The sequence below is a fragment of the uncultured Tenacibaculum sp. genome, assembly GCF_947499065.1.
Lineage (GTDB): Bacteria > Bacteroidota > Bacteroidia > Flavobacteriales > Flavobacteriaceae > Polaribacter.
In genome coordinates, this window is record NZ_CANMMT010000010.1 from 25313 (window position 1) to 41201 (window position 15889).

The 15889-nt window shown below is 29.7% G+C and carries 19 protein-coding genes; 13 read left to right on the forward strand and 6 right to left on the reverse strand.

Translation table 11 applies throughout. The annotated features are described in order from the left end of the window. Positions 1 to 228 precede the first annotated feature (228 nt). Together metK and Q0958_RS16260 are read left to right on the forward strand one after the other, a co-directional pair. The gene (gene metK, locus Q0958_RS16255; protein WP_299124933.1) at positions 229 to 1485 is read left to right on the forward strand and encodes a methionine adenosyltransferase; all 1257 of its coding nucleotides are present in this window, start codon (positions 229 to 231) and stop codon (positions 1483 to 1485) included. A 98-nt stretch (positions 1486 to 1583) separates the two neighbouring features. Beyond that, the gene (locus Q0958_RS16260) at positions 1584 to 2357 is read left to right on the forward strand and encodes a hypothetical protein (protein ID WP_299124935.1); all 774 of its coding nucleotides are present in this window, start codon (positions 1584 to 1586) and stop codon (positions 2355 to 2357) included. 66 nt (positions 2358 to 2423) lie between these two features. Here Q0958_RS16260 and sppA read toward each other — a convergent pair whose 3' ends face one another. Both sppA and Q0958_RS16270 read right to left on the reverse strand, forming a co-directional pair. After that, positions 2424 to 4169, reverse strand: a complete 1746-nt coding sequence (sppA, locus tag Q0958_RS16265; protein WP_299124937.1) for a signal peptide peptidase SppA — start codon at positions 4167 to 4169, stop codon at positions 2424 to 2426. A gap of 57 nt (positions 4170 to 4226) precedes the next feature. Next, positions 4227 to 4634 (reverse strand): DUF6146 family protein, encoded by a 408-nt coding sequence (locus Q0958_RS16270; RefSeq protein WP_299124940.1) that lies wholly within the window; start codon positions 4632 to 4634, stop codon positions 4227 to 4229. Between the two features lie 98 nt (positions 4635 to 4732). Between Q0958_RS16270 and Q0958_RS16275 the strand changes: the two genes are divergently transcribed. From Q0958_RS16275 to Q0958_RS16285, 3 genes are all read left to right on the forward strand, one after another. Further along, entirely contained in the window at positions 4733 to 5293 is a 561-nt protein-coding gene (locus tag Q0958_RS16275; protein WP_299124942.1) for a DNA-3-methyladenine glycosylase I, read from the forward strand. Positions 5294 to 5336: 43 nt separating this feature from the next. Then, entirely contained in the window at positions 5337 to 7370 is a 2034-nt protein-coding gene (locus tag Q0958_RS16280) for a dihydrofolate reductase (protein ID WP_299124945.1), read from the forward strand. Between the two features lie 84 nt (positions 7371 to 7454). Then, on the forward strand, positions 7455 to 8375 hold the full coding sequence (locus tag Q0958_RS16285) for an ion channel (protein WP_299124947.1): 921 nt from the start codon (positions 7455 to 7457) through the stop codon (positions 8373 to 8375). Here Q0958_RS16285 and Q0958_RS16290 read toward each other — a convergent pair. Further along, positions 8372 to 8587, reverse strand: coding sequence for a hypothetical protein (locus Q0958_RS16290; protein ID WP_235273425.1), 216 nt, complete (start codon positions 8585 to 8587; stop codon positions 8372 to 8374). The two genes, Q0958_RS16285 and Q0958_RS16290, sit on opposite strands and share 4 nt — an antisense overlap. Positions 8588 to 8626: 39 nt before the next feature. Between Q0958_RS16290 and Q0958_RS16295 the strand changes: the two genes are divergently transcribed. From Q0958_RS16295 to Q0958_RS16305, 3 genes are read left to right on the forward strand one after another with little or no spacing between them, the layout of a single operon-like run. Further along, the gene (locus Q0958_RS16295) at positions 8627 to 9358 is read left to right on the forward strand and encodes an SDR family NAD(P)-dependent oxidoreductase (RefSeq protein ID WP_299124949.1); all 732 of its coding nucleotides are present in this window, start codon (positions 8627 to 8629) and stop codon (positions 9356 to 9358) included. Then, a complete protein-coding gene (locus Q0958_RS16300; protein WP_299124951.1) occupies positions 9359 to 10039 on the forward strand; it encodes an HAD hydrolase-like protein in 681 nt (226 codons plus the stop codon). A gap of 1 nt (position 10040) precedes the next feature. Beyond that, positions 10041 to 10430 (forward strand): nucleoside triphosphate pyrophosphohydrolase family protein, encoded by a 390-nt coding sequence (locus tag Q0958_RS16305; protein ID WP_299124954.1) that lies wholly within the window; start codon positions 10041 to 10043, stop codon positions 10428 to 10430. Positions 10431 to 10464: 34 nt separating this feature from the next. Here Q0958_RS16305 and Q0958_RS16310 read toward each other — a convergent pair whose 3' ends face one another. Together Q0958_RS16310 and Q0958_RS16315 are read right to left on the reverse strand one after the other, a co-directional pair. Further along, positions 10465 to 11352 (reverse strand): TlpA disulfide reductase family protein, encoded by an 888-nt coding sequence (locus tag Q0958_RS16310; RefSeq protein ID WP_299124956.1) that lies wholly within the window; start codon positions 11350 to 11352, stop codon positions 10465 to 10467. A gap of 66 nt (positions 11353 to 11418) precedes the next feature. Further along, positions 11419 to 12468, reverse strand: coding sequence for a branched-chain amino acid aminotransferase (locus Q0958_RS16315; protein ID WP_299124959.1), 1050 nt, complete (start codon positions 12466 to 12468; stop codon positions 11419 to 11421). Between the two features lie 122 nt (positions 12469 to 12590). Here Q0958_RS16315 and Q0958_RS16320 point away from each other — a divergent pair, with 122 nt between their 5' ends. From Q0958_RS16320 to mnmD, 3 genes are all read left to right on the forward strand, one after another. After that, positions 12591 to 13103: a DUF4920 domain-containing protein gene (locus tag Q0958_RS16320; protein WP_299124962.1), complete on the forward strand. Its 513-nt coding sequence runs from the start codon at positions 12591 to 12593 to the stop codon at positions 13101 to 13103. A 118-nt stretch (positions 13104 to 13221) separates the two neighbouring features. Then, positions 13222 to 13536, forward strand: coding sequence for a hypothetical protein (locus Q0958_RS16325; protein WP_235273418.1), 315 nt, complete (start codon positions 13222 to 13224; stop codon positions 13534 to 13536). A gap of 1 nt (position 13537) precedes the next feature. Continuing rightward, positions 13538 to 14191, forward strand: coding sequence for a tRNA (5-methylaminomethyl-2-thiouridine)(34)-methyltransferase MnmD (mnmD, locus tag Q0958_RS16330; RefSeq protein WP_299124964.1), 654 nt, complete (start codon positions 13538 to 13540; stop codon positions 14189 to 14191). Here mnmD and Q0958_RS16335 read toward each other — a convergent pair. Further along, the gene (locus Q0958_RS16335; protein ID WP_299124965.1) at positions 14188 to 14925 is read right to left on the reverse strand and encodes a thioredoxin family protein; all 738 of its coding nucleotides are present in this window, start codon (positions 14923 to 14925) and stop codon (positions 14188 to 14190) included. The two genes, mnmD and Q0958_RS16335, sit on opposite strands and share 4 nt — an antisense overlap. 108 nt (positions 14926 to 15033) lie before the next feature. On the opposite strand from Q0958_RS16335, the gene Q0958_RS16340 reads away from it, so the two are divergent. Continuing rightward, positions 15034 to 15165 (forward strand): hypothetical protein, encoded by a 132-nt coding sequence (locus Q0958_RS16340; protein ID WP_299124968.1) that lies wholly within the window; start codon positions 15034 to 15036, stop codon positions 15163 to 15165. Beyond that, positions 15166 to 15885 carry a methyltransferase gene (locus Q0958_RS16345; protein ID WP_299124971.1) on the forward strand — a complete coding sequence of 240 codons (720 nt, stop codon included), beginning with the start codon at positions 15166 to 15168 and terminating at the stop codon, positions 15883 to 15885. The last annotated feature ends 4 nt before the right edge of the window (positions 15886 to 15889 follow it).

The window sequence follows — 15889 nt, forward strand, 5'->3', positions numbered from 1 at the left end:
ATTTTTTAATTGGTTATATACTACGTATATAGAATTTTATTTTTAATTCTTTTTTAACAAAAAGCTTTTTAAAATTTGAATTTAATCAATAACTTTGCGGCTGAATTTTTGAGGAGAAATTTGATCTGATTGCAACCTCTATAAAAAATGCTAAAGCAGTAATTATCTACTTCTTTTAGCGACCAAGCAATCCAAGTTTTTCTTCCGTTAATTTTTAAAAAGAAGTTTATGTCATATTTATTTACTTCAGAAAGTGTTTCTGAAGGACATCCAGATAAAGTAGCAGATCAGATTTCTGATGCTTTAATAGATAATTTTTTAGCTTTTGATGAAACGTCTAAGGTAGCTTGTGAAACTTTGGTAACTACTGGTCAAGTTGTATTGGCTGGTGAGGTAAAATCTAAAACATATTTAGATGTTCAAAAAATTGCAAGAGATGTAATAAACAAAATAGGGTATACCAAAAGCGAATATATGTTTGATGGTAGTTCTTGTGGGGTTTTTTCAGCAATTCACGAGCAATCACCAGATATTAATCAAGGAGTAGAAAGAGCAAATCCAGAAGATCAAGGAGCAGGAGACCAAGGAATGATGTTTGGTTATGCTACTGATGAAACTGATAATTATATGCCTTTAGCATTAGAGTTATCGCACCGTTTGTTAATTGAGTTAGCTGAATTAAGAAGAGAGAATAAAGATATTACTTACTTACGTCCAGATGCTAAATCTCAAGTAACTATTGAGTATTCTGACGATAATGTTCCTCAAAGAATTGATGCTATTGTAATTTCTACTCAGCATGATGATTTTGATGAAAGTGAAGAGGTAATGTTAGCAAAAATTAAGTCTGATATTATATCTATTTTAATACCAAGAGTAGTAGCTAAATTACCAGAGCACATTCAGGCGTTATTTACTGATGATATTACATATCATATTAATCCAACAGGAATTTTTGTTATTGGAGGACCTCATGGGGATACAGGATTAACAGGTCGTAAGATTATTGTTGATACTTATGGAGGTAAAGGAGCTCACGGTGGAGGTGCTTTCTCAGGAAAAGACCCTTCTAAAGTAGATCGTTCTGGAGCTTACGCAACTCGTCATATTGCTAAAAACTTAGTAGCTGCTGGTTTATGTAAAGAAGTGTTAGTACAAGTTTCTTATGCTATTGGAGTAGCTAAGCCAACAAGTATTAATGTTGAAACTTATGGAACTGCAACAGTTGATATGACTGATGGTGAAATAAGTAAAGTAGTAGAAACTATTTTTGATATGCGTCCTTATTTTATAGAACAACGTTTAAAATTAAGAACGCCTATTTATTCTGAAACAGCTGCTTACGGACACATGGGAAGAACTCCAGAAAAGAAAACAGTTACTTTCAGGAACCCAATGGGAGATACTATTGAGCGTGAAGTAGAAACGTTTACTTGGGAGAAATTAGATTATGTAGATAAAGTAAAAGCTGCATTCAAATTGTAAATTATTCAATAATTATATAAAAAACTCACAATTTAGGTTGTGAGTTTTTTTTTGATTTAATTATATTTGAAATTCAATTTATAATTAAAAAAAATACTATGAATAATTTAAAATTAGCCTTTGTATTAGGCTTAGGGTTCCTATTGTCTATTGGTTGTACTAATTCAGCTTCAGAAGATTTTGAAGAAATCAATGGTCAGTTTAAGAAAAAGAGATTAAAAACAATTTCAATGCTTGATAAAGGCGCTACTTCAGGAGTTGTAACCACCAGTTTTACATATGATTCTAAAAATAAGCTAGTAAGTGTTTCAGGAACTGAAAATACTAATACTGAAACAATAAATTATAGTAATAATGGAAATACAATAGAAGCTTCTAATGGAAGTAGTACTCCGGAGAACTTCTCTATTGAGCAATTATATAAATCTCCTTATGAAGTTTTTAAAAATGGTGAGGTACTAGAATATGATTCTAATAAGAATCCAAGTAAAGTTTTATTTAAGCATAATGTTTATCATGCGAATTCTGGAACTTATTCTGTAGAAAACCATACAGCTGAAATTAAATACGATGATAAACCAAATTTATTCTTTTCAACTTTAGAAGCAGCAGGTATTATAGAAATTTTAGATGGTGTAGGCTTACAAATAGGAGTAAATTTTCAGCCAACTGAAGTTATTAAAGCTAGAGCATTGTTACCTGTAAATAACTTAACTAAGGTAGTGTATAAAGACGCAGATAATAAAATTTTAGGTTCTTTAAATATTGAGTATACTTATGATACTGATGGTTATCCTATAAAAGGTATTGGAGTTGCAACAAATCAAAGTGAATCGATTAATGTTGAAGCAACATATAGTTATCATAATTAATTTTTAAATAAAAATAAAAAAAGGCAGAGAAATTTTCTCTGCCTTTTTTATTAGAATTTACTTTCTTTATTTTATCTGAAAGATAAAAGGCATTCTAGCTTGAATTCCTCTTAGGTTTTTCATTTGATTTATATTGTGGTATAATTGATAGTGTTCATCACCTAAAGCTTCTTTTAAAATTTCTTCTTTAGAAACTTTACCAAAAGGAGAAAAGTTTAAAGCTTCTTTTAAATCCTTTTTATAATTAGGATAATTACGGATTTTATAATTTTCAAGATCAGCTAATTCAGCTGCTATTTCAATAGCATCATTTAAACTTCCTAACTTATCTATCAATCCTTTTTCTTTAGCTTCTTTACCACTCCAAACTCTACCTTGGGCAATTTCGTTTACTTGCTCAAAAGTCATATTTCTACCAGTGGCAACACGATTTACAAAAGTGGTATAGATTTGTTCAACACCTTCTTTAGTAACATCATAAAACTTTTGATTCATAGGTTCAAAAACACTATAACTTGGACTGTTATTTGTAGATACTTGCTCAGCATTTATTCCAATGTTATCTGCTAATTGATTAAAGTTTGGAATAGCTCCAAATACACCAATTGAACCTGTAATTGTAGTTGGTTCAGCAACAATTTTATTGGCATTACAAGCAATATAATAACCACCAGAAGCGGCTACATTACCCATAGAAACAACTAAAGGTTTCTCTTTTTTAGCTAATTCTAATTCACGCCAAATTAATTCAGAAGCCAAAGCACTTCCACCTGGAGAGTTAACACGTAAAACGATTGCTTTTACATTTTTATCTTTTCTAGCTTTACGAATAGCTCTATTTGTTAAACCTTGACCAATAATATCTTCATTTCCTTCTCCATACATTATTTGACCTTGTGCATAAATTACTGCAATTTTATCTTTACTTGCAGAGTAGATTCTCCCTTTTCCAGATTTGATATAATCTTCTAAAGTAATTGTGTTTACTTTTTTATCAGAGTCTAATTTAAGTTTCTCTTTGTATTCATCAACATAAATAATTCCATCGATTAATTTGTTTTCTTTTGCTAGAGTAGCATTTCTTCCGTTAGCATTATCAGCAATTAAATTCAAATTTTCTACAGAAATATTTCTGCTGTTGCTAATATCTTCAGTAATTTCAGACCAAATTGAATTTAGAAAAGAAGTAGTTTGTTCGCGATTAGCATCACTCATTTTATTACTTAAGTATGGTTCTACCGCACTTTTATACTTTCCATGACGGATAACCTCCATTTTTACACCATATTTATCTTCAAAATCTTTGTAATATAAAATTTCAGTAGATAAACCCTTAAAGTCAATGGCTCCAACAGGGTTTAAGAATATACTGTCTGCAACTGAACTTAAATAATAATTCTTTTGAGTGTACACATCATTATAGGCATACACAAATTTTCCACTTTCTTTAAATTCTTCTATCTTATTTCTAATAGCTTGAGTTTGTGCAATTCCAGCATTTATATACGTAGTTTTTATACTAATACCTTTAATGTTGTTATCTGTCTTAGCATTTTCAATAGCATTGATAATTTTATTTAAAGCTAATTTTTCATCGTTTAACTCTAAAATTTCAGCTAATGGATTATCTTCTTTAGGGGCATAGTCTTTTATAGGTGTAGTTAAACTTAATTCTAACACAGAGTTTGATTTTACAACTACTTCATCTTCTGACCCAGTAATTGCAGCAATAGCAAGAAAGAATATAAATATTAAAAAGATGGCTATAAAAAAACCAAGAATTGATGCTAATAAATTTCTTAAAAACTTCATTTTATATTGTTAATTTTTTTTGGAGCAAATATACAGTTTTGTATAGAGTTTGTGTTGTTACCTTAAGTTTATACGATATTTACGTTGAGCAAATTCAAAATAGTTAAATAACTTATAATTTACATCATAGCCATAATCAATATTGTTACTATAATCAATTTGATTTTCATATATGTTAGGGTTGAAATTATTAGGATTATTAACTCTTGAATTCCAAATAGGTACATAAACACGGTTTCTATTCTCTAAATAAGACTTTGTATAAAAACCAACAGGTTTTGCAATAGCATTTAAATAATAATTAAAACCTGGATCTATAATGATAATTTCATATTCTAAGCTATCGTTTTTTATAACCACAGGTTTTTCTTTTGAAGAAGAGTTATTTTTAATAGGAGAAGAACTACAAGCGTAAGCTATTATTAGAAATACACTAAGTATGGATAAATGTTTTAAAATTTTCATAATCTAAAGATTTAGTAGTTATAAAGTTGCAAAAATTATTCCATTTTTCATTGATTTTTAGCCTGTTTAACAGTAATTTTCAATTTTAAAATAAAGAAATGAAGAAAAGATGTTTTTGGGTAAGTGATGACCCTTTATATATAGAATATCACGATAAAGAATGGGGAGTTCCTGTATATGAGGATGATAGGTTGTTTGAGTTTTTGATTTTAGAAACTTTTCAAGCTGGTTTAAGTTGGATAACTGTACTTAAAAAAAGAGAAAATTTTAGAGAAGCTTTTGATGATTTTGATTATCAGAAAATAGCAAATTATGGAGAAGATAAATATGAAGAATTACTCCAAAATGCTGGAATTATAAGAAATAAATTAAAAATAAAAGCAACAATTACAAATGCTCAAGCCTTTATGAGAGTACAAGAAGAATTTGGTTCTTTCTCAAAATACATTTGGGAATTTGTAAATGGAAAACCAATTAAAAATTCTTTTGAAAAACGAGAAGAAGTACCAGCAACGACAGAATTATCTGATGCAATTTCAAAAGATTTAAAAAAGAGAGGATTTAAATTTGTTGGGTCAACAGTAATTTATGCTCATATGCAAGCAACAGGTATGGTTAATGATCATACAACAGATTGTTTTAGATATAACGAAGTTTAAAATTCGTACATTTATCGACAGAAAATCAATTAAATATTAAAAAATGAAATTAAAACAGATGCTTTGTGCTGCAGCTGCAGTTGGTTTTTTGGTTTCTTGTAATGTAGAAAAGAAAGAAGAACCAAAAGAAGAGGTGAAAAAAGAAGCAAAATTTGATTATGAAGTTGAGCAATTTGCAGACATTAAAGTATTAAGATACCAAATACCAGGGTTTGATCAATTAACTTTAAAAGAAAAAAAGTTAGTGTATTACTTAACTCAAGCTGGTTTAGCTGGTAGAGATATTATGTGGGATCAAAATTACCGCCATAATCTTGAAATAAGAACAGCTTTAGAAAAAGTAAATAACGAATTTAAAGGAGATAGAACTTCTCAGGATTTTAAAAACTTTACTACTTATTTAAAGAGAGTTTGGTTTTCAAACGGAATACACCATCATTATTCTAATGATAAAATTAAAGCTGAGTTTTCTAAAGAATACTTAGAAGTTTTATTAAAAGAAACAAACACAACAATGTCACCAGAAGCTTTAGACGTTATTTTTAACGATAAAGACATGAAAAAGGTGAATAAAAAAGCGGGAGTAGACAATGTATTAGCTTCTGCTATAAACTTTTACGGTCCAGAAATTACAAATAAGGATGTTGAAGATTTTTACGCTACAGCATATAAAGGTCCAGAAAATCAACCAATAGAAGCAGGATTGAATTCTAAATTAGTACGTGAAAACGGGAAACTAGTTGAGAAAATATGGAAGTCTGGAGGAATGTATGGAGCTGCAATTGATAAAATTATTTTTTGGTTAGAAAAAGCTAAAGATGTTGCAGAAAATGAAAAGCAAGCAGAAACATTAAGGTTATTAATTGAGTACTATAAAACAGGTAGCTTAGATGTTTGGGATAAATACTGTATTGCATGGGCTACTTCTACTGAAGGAAATATTGATTGGATTAATGGATTCATTGAAGTGTATAATGATCCTAAAGGATATAGAGGATCTTATGAGACAATAGTTGAGATTAAAGATTTCGATATGTCTAAAAAAATGAAGGTTTTATCTGATAACGCTCAATGGTTTGAAGATAACTCACCATTATCTCCAGCGCATAAAAAACAAAATGTAGTAGGAGTATCATACAAAACTGTAAATGTAGCAGGAGAAGCAGGAGATGCATCACCTAGTACACCAATAGGAGTAAATTTACCAAATAATAACTGGATTCGTCAGCAACATGGTTCAAAATCAGTTTCTTTAGGAAATATTATTGGAGCATATAACAATGCTGGAGGAACAGGACGTTTAAAAGAATTTGCTCACGATCAAGAGGAAATAGATTTAGAAATTAAGTATGGAAAGTTAGCGGATAAGTTACATACAGCTTTACATGAAGTAATTGGACATGCTTCTGGACAAATAAACGAAGGAGTAGGACAGCCAAAAGAAACATTAAAAAACTATGCTTCTACAATGGAAGAAGGTAGAGCAGATTTAGTTGGATTATATTATTTAATGGATCCTAAGTTACAAGAATTAGGATTAGTAGATGATTGGCAAAAAGTAGGTAAAGCTGCTTATGATGGTTATATCAGAAATGGATTAATGACTCAGTTAATTCGTATCAATTTAGGTGATGATATTGAAGAAGATCATATGGTAAATCGTCAATGGGTTTCAGCTTGGGCTTTTGAACAAGGAAAGAAAGATAATGTAATAGAGAAAGTAACAAAAGAAGGAAAAACATATTTTGTTGTAAATGATTACATGAAGCTTCGTGAGATTTTTGGACGTTTATTAAAAGAAGCGCAAAGAATTAAATCTGAAGGAGATTTTGAAGCTGCAAAAGCGTTAGTAGAAGGATATGGTGTAAAAGTAGATCAAGACATACATAAAGAAGTATTAGATCGTAATAAACAATTTACGTCAGCTCCTTATAGCGGGTTTGTAAATCCTGTTTTAGAGCCTGTAAAAGATGCAGAAGGAAACATAACTGATGTAAAAATTACACAACCAAATACATTTGAAGAGCAAATGAATTTTTACGCTAAAAACTATAATTTCTTACCAATTAAGAACTAATAAAGTTTAGCAAAGAAGAATTATAAAACCGACACTGAATGCAGTGTCGGTTTTTTGTATTTTTAGAGCATAAAGAAACTAACAATGGCAAAGAAAATAAAAGACCCTGGATTTGGATACAATTCAAGAAAGAACATTAAAGGAATTGTAAATAAAGACGGAAGTTCTAATGTTATTCATATTAACAAAAAGTTTAATTTGGATGATATGTATACCTTCTTTATAGAATTGTCGTGGTGGAAGTTTTTCTTATTAATTATTGTAGGATATACATTCTTAAATATTGTTTTTGGATTTATATATATGGCAATTGGTATTGAAGAAATAACACCATCGAGAGGAAATTTTATAGATGATTTTTTAAATGGATTCTTCTTTAGTGCTCAAACATTAACAACTGTAGGTTATGGTGGAATTGCGCCACAAGGAGTTACAGCTAATTTAATTGCAGCATTTGAAGCAATGATAGGACTGTTAAGTTTTTCATTTATTACAGGGTTACTGTACGGACGATTCTCAAGAGCTAAAGCAGCTATTCATTTCAGTGAAAACTTAATTTTAAGAGATTTTAAAGAGCATAGAGCTATTATGTTTCGTTTAATGAATAGTAGAAAAACAGTTATGATAGAGCCAGAAATAACGGTAACTTTATCAATAAATGAAAAGAATTTAGAAGGTGAATATAAAAGAGAATTTTATCGATTAAAACTAGAAAGAGATAAAATTATGTACTTACCTACAGTGTGGACCATAGTTCATGAAATAGATGAAAAAAGCCCATTATTTAAATATTCTGATGAAGAAATTTTAAATTTAGAAGCAAAACTATATGCATTGATCCAATATCATGAAGAATCTTTCGGGCAAAAAGTATATCAAATCACTTCATATGACTTTCAACAGCTACAATCAGCAGTAAAGTACAAGCGATCATTTCATTTTAATGAAGAGGGCTATACAGTCCTGGATCATGAAAAGATTAATGAAGTAGAAGAAATGGTTTAACCCTTGATTAAGTATTTCGAAAGAAATAAAAGAGCAATCACAGTAATAATACCGATAGCTACATACAAAGCACCATTTTGATAATGTTTTTTATTGTTTTTAGCATCTTTTTTATAGCTGAAAATCATTAAAGCAACAAAAGCGATAACAAATAAACTGGCAAAAATAATTCTTCCAGTAGTAAACATTTTGGCAGCAATAAGTGTAAACATAAAATTGTATTTTTAGCAAAGTTAAAGAATGATTTTATAATGAAGAAAACTAAAACAGCAATTGTTTTTGGAGCAACATCAGGTATTGGTAAAAACTTAACAGAACTGTTAATAAAAGATAATTATATTGTTGCAATAACTGGAAGAAGGCTAGATAAACTTGAAGAAATAAAAGCCCAAAATCCTGCCCAAATAATTATAAAACAAAATGATATAACTCAAGTAGAAGAATTAGAAAAGACTTTTAATGAAATTGTTACCGAATTAGGAGAGGTACATCTAGTAGTGCATTCATCAGGAGTAGGAGAGGTGAATAATAAACTAGATTGGAGTACGGAAAATAAAACAGTCCAAACCAATGTTGTAGGTGCTACGAAATTATACGGATTGGCTTATAATTTATTTAGAGAACAACAATTTGGACATTTGGTAGGGATTTCATCAATAGCGTCACTTAGAGGAAATAGAGCGGCACCTTCATACTTTGCTTCTAAAGCATATCAGAAAGCGTATTTAGAAAGTCTTTATATTAAAACTAAAACCATAAAATCAAGAAAGGTTTTTATAACCGATATAAGACCTGGTTTTGTAGATACTGCTATGGCTTTAGGAGACGGTATTTTTTGGATGGTTTCTTTAGAAAAAGCAACAAAACAAATTTACTCAGCAATAAAAAGAAGAAAGCGAGTAGCTTATATATCAAAAAGATGGCGCTTAATCGCTTGGGTTTTAAAAATAGTACCAACTCGATTATTAAAAATGGCAACTTAAATGAAAAAGAAAAATTTAATAGTTTTTGATATAGATGATACTTTAACAAAAAGTGAGAATCAGCATCAAACAGCCTTTGTAGAAGCAATGATTAGTTCTGGGATTACTAATATTAATAAAGATTGGAAATCCTATAAAAACATGACTGATAGTTATATTTTGAAAAAAAACTACGAGCGTAATTTTAACAAAGAGTTTGATTTTTCAATGATGCCAGAGTTTGAGAAAAAGATGACGGAACATTTACTCTCTTTACCAGAAACAAAAGAAATACTAGGAGCAAAAGCTATTGTAGATTTTTTTATGAATGAAACGGATTATGCTATTTGTTTTGCTACAGGGTCTTTGTTAGAACCAGCCTTAATAAAACTACAACAAGCGGAAATAAATTTTATACCAGATGTAATAGAAACTGCAAGTTCTTTTTATACAAGAGAAGAGATTGTAAAATCAGCGATAGAAAAGGCTAAAAAATATTTTCAGGTAGAAGAATTTAAAACAATAATCTCAGTAGGAGATGGTATTTGGGATTTAAAAACAGCTCATAATCTTGGAGTTCACTTTTTAGGAATTAGAAATAAAAACTTGGAAGATTTTCAACAACACGATATAAAAAGTCATATTGTAGATTGGTCTCATTTTGATTTTCAAAAAATACAAACAGAATTAGAAATAATATAAGATGAAAGATAAAATAAAAGCAGTACATGAATTTCATTCAGCATTTAAATTAAATATTCAAAATGAACCAACAGTTGCTATTTCTGATGAAAGAAAACAATTGCGTTTTGAGTTAATGAAAGAAGAGAATGAAGAATATTTAGAAGCAGCAAAAAATAACGATTTAGTTGAAGTAGCTGATGCGCTTGGTGATATGTTATACATTCTATGTGGAACTATTATTGAACATGGTATGCAACACAAAATAGAAGAGGTGTTTGATGAAATCCAGAGAAGTAATATGAGTAAGTTAGGAGAAGATGGAAAGCCTATTTATAGAGAAGATGGTAAGGTATTAAAAGGACCAAATTATTTTAAACCTAACATTAAAGAAGTATTAAATAAATTGTAATAAAAAAGCTCCTTAATTTTAAGGAGCTTTTTTATTATTGTTTTTTCATAATACGGTCTAGTTCGGAAGTTAAAGTCTTAACATTGTTAACCATTTTGAGAATAACACCGTTAGAGTCTACAATTAAATGGGTAGGATATTGTTTAACTTTTAACTTTTTAGACATATAGTCTTTCTGTTCAGGAACAGTAGAAAATTTAAAAGATTTTGTTTTTAAAAAATCAACAAGTTTATCTTTTTTATCAAAAGCTAAACTTACAAACTCAATATTATCATCTTTATATTTATCAACCAAAGCATTTAGCTCAGGAAACTCTTCTACACATATTTTACAGTTAATAAACCAACACTTTAAAACTAATATTTTACCTTCAGTGTCTGCTTTATTATGAGATTTACCTTTTAAATCGACAAAATCATAACTAGGTAGTTTTTTACCTTCTCTTCTAAAGTATTGATAAGCTATTGTTGCTTTGCCTGTAATTCCTTTTTTAATCTTTTCATCTGCAGATTGCTCCAGATTAATAAGTTTGTATTGAGTTTCACCCTTTACTACATCTTTAACAGGAATAAAAGCACCAGTTCTTAATAAACTAAGAAATATACCTTTATCAGTTTTTACACCTTTGTCATCAACAGGAACAAAGGTAGACATCAAATCGATGTTCTCTTTCGTGTACTTATTCCAATTCTCAAAACTTCCTTGAATATCACTTAAATTAGTTTCTTTAGGAGTTTTAGATTCAGATCTTTTTTCACTCTTTTTTTTAGAAGAAGCTTTTGTTTTCTTTTTAACTTCAGTTTTTTTAGCTGTTTTAGTATCGTTGGTTTTAAGACTTTCACTCGAATAGCTATTTAAAGCAAAAAGTGATATAGAAAAACCTATTATAATAGATAAAACAGTCGGTACAATATTTTTCATTTCCCCTTGAATTTTATTGTAATTAATTGACTATAAGTTACTAATATAGCTTTTTTTTATCGAAAATTAAATTTTCACTCGCCAGTTATACTGATCTTCCGATTTATTATACTGAATATTAAGTAGTTTTTCTTTAAATAAACTAGCGTAAGAATTTTCAATATTTGGTAATTCGAAAGTACTGTCGTTATGTTTAAAACCTTTTATAGGGTTAATTACAGCAGCAGTACCAGAACCAAAAATTTCTTTTAGTTCACCTAGTCTGGCAGCTTCTTTAATTTCAGAAACAGATACTTTTCTAACTTCAATTTCGATGTTGTTATCTTTAGCAAGTTGAATAATAGATTTTCTAGTAACACCATCTAAAATTCGATCATTAGTTGGTGTGGTAATTAATTTATCACCAACTCTAAAGAAAATATTCATCGTCCCAGCTTCCTCAAGGTATTCATGAGAATTAGCATCTGTCCAAATAATTTGCTGATACCCTTCTTTATGAGCTAAACTAGTAGGATAAAACTGAGCAGCATAATTACCAGCAGCTTTAGCATATCCAACACCACCATCGGCAGATCTACTATATTTTTGAGAAAAAATAACTCTAACTTCACCAGCATAGTATGATTGTGCTGGAGAACAGATAATCATAAATTTGTAAGCTTCAGCAGGAGAAGCAGCAATGGCTCCTTCAGTAGCAATAATAAACGGGCGGATATATAAAGAGTTACCTAATCCTTTTTTTATCCAGTCTTTATCAATATTTAATAACTTTTTTAAACCTTCAAAAAATACATTTTTAGGAACAGGAGGCATAGCCAAACGTTCGGCAGATAAATTTATTCGGTTAAAATTTTCATCAGGTCTAAAAAGAAAAATATCATCATTTTCATCTTTATAGGCTTTCATACCTTCAAAAACAGCTTGTCCATAATGAAAGACTCTAGCAGAAGGCTCAAATAAAATAGGACCATAAGGTTTAATTTCAGGGTTTATCCACTGTCCGTCAACATAATCGCAAACAAACATGTGATCCGAAAAAGTTCGTCCAAAATTTAAATTATCAAAGTCTACAGAGTCAATTTTTGATTGCTCTATTTGCTGAATTTTAATATCCATAAATTGCTGTTTTTACAAGTGCTACGAAGATACAAAAACTAGTTGTATTATACTTTTTTTGAAGACAGACTTAGTGAATAATAATTATATTTGTTATCTAACTAGATTAAATTGAAAAACAGATGAAAAAAATATTATTATTAGGACTTTGCTTAAGTCTTTCATTTATAGCTTGTAAAACGGAAAAAAAAGAAGAAAAGCAAGAGGTAAAGGCTATTGAATTAGTTTCTTTTGGAAAGGAAATCTCAGCAGATAATGCTATTAGTAAAGAGGAGATGGCTAAGAAGTTTGAAACTATGAATTCCGGAGATACTTTGGATGTGAAATTTATGGGAGAAATAGCTGAGGTATGTCAGAAAAAAGGATGTTGGATTAAAGTACCTTTAGACGATAAAAAAACATCGTTCGTAAAGTTTAAAGATTATGCATTTTTTATGCCTTTTAATTCAGCAAAAAGTAAGGTGATTTTAAATGGAAAAGCGTTTAAAAATGAAGTTTCAGTAGAAGAGTTACAGCACTACGCAAAAGATGCTGGAAAATCTGAAGAAGAAATAGCTAAAATTACTGAACCAAAAGTAACATATTCTTTCTTAGCAGATGGGGTATTGTTAGAGGCTACAGCTGATGAAAAATAGAATTTTGTTTGTGTTTTTTTTGAGCTTGATGTTGAGTTGTCAAACACAAAAAGAAACAAAAAAAATAAAGATTATAAAAAAGGTTCCGTCAAATTTTCAGATGTATAAAACATCTGAAATGGCGGAATTAATGAGAAATATGCTAGCAAAGAATAAAGAAGTGAGAACTCAAATTATTCAAGGAGAAGAAATTGGCGATTTCAACAAAGAGTATATTAAAATACATACAGCAAAGCTTACAGATAGTACAGATTTAGACGAAAACTTTTTAACCTATGCTAATCACTTTGAAAAAATGCATAGAAAGCTTTTTGAAGTTTCTAAAGAAGAAAGGAAAGAGCAGTTTAATGATGCGATTAATTCGTGTATAGCTTGTCATCAAATGAAATGTAGAGGACCAATTCCTAGAATTAAAAAATTACTAATTAATTAATTTGAAACGAGAGATTATCATAACATCAGATGGTTCAACAACGATTCACTTGCCCGATTGGAATGAACAATATCATTCTAAACATGGAGCAATACAAGAAGCATATCATGTTTTCATAAAGAATGGTTTAGAGTTATTAGATAAAGATGAAATTTCAATATTAGAAATTGGATTTGGTACAGGATTAAATAGTTTTATTACTTTTTTAGAGAATAATAGAACTGTTAATTATGTTGGAGTTGAAGCTTACCCCGTTTCAGATGAAGAAGTTATTAAATTAAATTATGTAACAGAGCTTAATGCAGTAACTAAAGAAGCTGTGTTTAAAAAAATGCATGAAGTTTCTTGGGGAAAGAAACATGAAATAATTCAAAACTTTTCTTTAACCAAACGTCAACAGTTTTTTAAAGAGATTGACGATATTGACACCTTCGACTTAATTTATTTTGATGCCTTCGGTGCGGAACATCAGCCAGAACTATGGACTGAAGAAATTTTCAATATTATGTTTAATGCGATGAAGAAAAATGGAATATTGGTTACCTATTCAGCTAAAGGAAGTGTAAGACGCGCTATGCAAGCTGTAGGCTTTGAAGTAGAACGTTTACCTGGTCCACCTGGAAAGAGAGAAATGTTAAGAGCAACGAAACATTAAAGACTTTTTTGAATACCCCCAGTAATTTGTAAATTAGATTTTTGTACAAAAGCAATAATCCTGTAATTATCGTTAACTTCAAAAGTTTCAGGGATATTTAGCGATGCACTTCCATTTGCTTTACCTTGAATAGGAAGAGAAACTTGATTAATAACTATATTACTGTTTTTAATCTCTCTATTAGAGTTTTCTCCTCTTTTAACAAAAGTTGTTTTCTCTTCTAGTACCAAAGCAAATGAAATAGCTTTGTTACTCAAATCACCTTTTATTTTATAATCAATATTTATAAGTCTGTCTTTTTTATGAATATTGGATAAGGCAATAGCGTTAGAAGCATTTCCCGAAGTATACTTTCGTAAACTTCGTTTAAGTTTACTTTTGTTAGAACCAGTAAAATGTTCATTTCCATTTACCACTAATTGAGGAGTATATACACTAGAACTGTTAAACTTACGAGCGTATTCATATTGTAACTCTGTATAGATTTTTTTACTAAAAGGATCTTCCCAACCTAATCTGTTCCAGTAATCTACATGATAAGACATCACAATTACATTAGAATTTGAAGTGTTTTTTTTGACTTGTTCGAGTAAATAATCAGCAGGTGGACAGCTACTGCAACCTTGAGATGTAAATAACTGAAAAACAACAAAAGGAGGGTAAGTCTCGTCTTTAGTATTCTCTGGGTTTATATAAAATAAGGTAATTAGGAAAAAAATAAAAGCGTATTTCATTACTTAATAAGAGTTTGAGAGTTAGGCGAATTTTACTTTTAATCCTTACAGTTTATTAGAAGTTAAGAATAGAATTAATATCTTCGATGTTTAAATATAAAATGAAGGATGAAGTTTCAAAGAAGATTTGGAAATAGAAAACGAACAAATCCTAAAAGAGGAATGTTTTTAGTAATACTTTTAGCAATAGCTATATTTTTATGGTTTTATGCTGAAAAATTGATGGAAAGAGTTTTATAAATGAAGCCATTTAAATTTAAAGAGTTTACGGTAGATCAGGATAAAACAGCTATGAAAATAGGTACGGATGCCGTTTTGTTAGGAGCTTGGTGTAATTTAGGTGAATTTCCAGACGCAATACTAGATATTGGTTCAGGTACTGGTGTTATTTCGTTAATGCTAGCACAACGTAGCGATGCCATGACGATAGATGCGGTAGAAATAGACGAAGGAGCTTATGAGCAAACAGTAGAAAACTTTGAACAATCTGATTGGGGAGATCGTTTGTTTTGTTACAGTGCAACTTTTAATGATTTTGCAGAAGAAATGGCAGAAGAAGAGGAAGTATATGATGTTATTGTATCGAATCCACCATTTTATACTGATGATTTTGAAACAAAAGATGAAGCAAGAAATAAAGCTCGTTTTACATCGTCACTTACATTTGAAGACTTACTAGCGGGTGTTTCTAAAATATTGTCTACAAACGGACTGTTTTCGGTAATTATTCCATTTAAAGAAGAAAAAAGCTTTGTACAGTTGGCTAAAGAAAATGAGTTGTTTGTACAAAGAGTTTGCAGAGTTAAAGGAAATGAAACTTCAGAAATAAAGAGAAGCATGCTAACTTTTTCTTTTCAAGAGCAAGAAGTTAAAGAAGAGGAATTAATTATAGAAAAAGAAAGGCACCAGTATACTGATGCCTATATTGAGTTAACTAAAGATTTTTATTTAAAGATGTAGTTTT

Bases quoted from the DNA above. Each gene is read 5' to 3' on its own strand.
- metK (WP_299124933.1), top strand. From the start codon at position 229: ATGTCATATTTATTTACTTCAGAAAGTGTTTCTGAAGGACATCCAGAT.
- Q0958_RS16260 (WP_299124935.1), top strand. From the start codon at position 1,584: ATGAATAATTTAAAATTAGCCTTTGTATTAGGCTTAGGGTTCCTATTG.
- sppA (WP_299124937.1), bottom strand. From the start codon at position 4,169: ATGAAGTTTTTAAGAAATTTATTAGCATCAATTCTTGGTTTTTTTATA.
- Q0958_RS16270 (WP_299124940.1), bottom strand. From the start codon at position 4,634: ATGAAAATTTTAAAACATTTATCCATACTTAGTGTATTTCTAATAATA.
- Q0958_RS16275 (WP_299124942.1), top strand. From the start codon at position 4,733: ATGAAGAAAAGATGTTTTTGGGTAAGTGATGACCCTTTATATATAGAA.
- Q0958_RS16280 (WP_299124945.1), top strand. From the start codon at position 5,337: ATGAAATTAAAACAGATGCTTTGTGCTGCAGCTGCAGTTGGTTTTTTG.
- Q0958_RS16285 (WP_299124947.1), top strand. From the start codon at position 7,455: ATGGCAAAGAAAATAAAAGACCCTGGATTTGGATACAATTCAAGAAAG.
- Q0958_RS16290 (WP_235273425.1), bottom strand. From the start codon at position 8,587: ATGTTTACACTTATTGCTGCCAAAATGTTTACTACTGGAAGAATTATT.
- Q0958_RS16295 (WP_299124949.1), top strand. From the start codon at position 8,627: ATGAAGAAAACTAAAACAGCAATTGTTTTTGGAGCAACATCAGGTATT.
- Q0958_RS16300 (WP_299124951.1), top strand. From the start codon at position 9,359: ATGAAAAAGAAAAATTTAATAGTTTTTGATATAGATGATACTTTAACA.
- Q0958_RS16305 (WP_299124954.1), top strand. From the start codon at position 10,041: ATGAAAGATAAAATAAAAGCAGTACATGAATTTCATTCAGCATTTAAA.
- Q0958_RS16310 (WP_299124956.1), bottom strand. From the start codon at position 11,352: ATGAAAAATATTGTACCGACTGTTTTATCTATTATAATAGGTTTTTCT.
- Q0958_RS16315 (WP_299124959.1), bottom strand. From the start codon at position 12,468: ATGGATATTAAAATTCAGCAAATAGAGCAATCAAAAATTGACTCTGTA.
- Q0958_RS16320 (WP_299124962.1), top strand. From the start codon at position 12,591: ATGAAAAAAATATTATTATTAGGACTTTGCTTAAGTCTTTCATTTATA.
- Q0958_RS16325 (WP_235273418.1), top strand. From the start codon at position 13,222: ATGGCGGAATTAATGAGAAATATGCTAGCAAAGAATAAAGAAGTGAGA.
- Q0958_RS16335 (WP_299124965.1), bottom strand. From the start codon at position 14,925: ATGAAATACGCTTTTATTTTTTTCCTAATTACCTTATTTTATATAAAC.
- Q0958_RS16340 (WP_299124968.1), top strand. From the start codon at position 15,034: ATGAAGTTTCAAAGAAGATTTGGAAATAGAAAACGAACAAATCCTAAA.
- Q0958_RS16345 (WP_299124971.1), top strand. From the start codon at position 15,166: ATGAAGCCATTTAAATTTAAAGAGTTTACGGTAGATCAGGATAAAACA.